The sequence below is a fragment of the Enterobacter sp. Ag1 genome (assembly GCA_000277545.1).
GTDB lineage: Bacteria > Pseudomonadota > Gammaproteobacteria > Enterobacterales > Enterobacteriaceae > Cedecea.
The window spans coordinates 1-388 of the sequence record AKXM01000054.1 but is presented as its reverse complement, the minus strand read 5'-3'; the positions used below and the strand labels follow the sequence as shown (position 1 = coordinate 388).

Sequence of the window (388 nt, the reverse complement as noted above, 5' to 3'; positions counted from 1 at the left end):
ATCACGTCCTTTTTCGTGGGACGGTCCTTACACATCTTTGATCGAACTAATGATCACGCACATGCAAAAGTGTGGCGGGAAGTCTTTCTGTCATCCATTACTGAACAGTGCGCTGAAGGAGCAAATATTGAGCGATCGCTCGGAGGAAAACAGTACGCGGCTCCGTCTAAAGGAAGTTTTTGATACTAATATTGACTGGGATAGAAAATGCTATCCAGCAGTACAAAAAAAGGATCTGAGTGATGCTATTATGAACGGCAGGCTGCCAAAATTCGATCGTCTTCGAGATCGGATGAATGGCATGGGGATTACCGTGCATGATACCTGGGCAACGCATATCACAATTAAGTCCCTAACGATTGATAACGAAAAATATCACGCTGAAATT

1 protein-coding gene is annotated in these 388 nt (G+C 43.8%); it reads left to right on the top strand.

The features are described 5' to 3' along the window. Nucleotides 1-388 (top strand): DUF3289 family protein (locus tag A936_RS19285; RefSeq protein ID WP_008460752.1); only part of this gene is annotated, 388 nt, incomplete at both ends.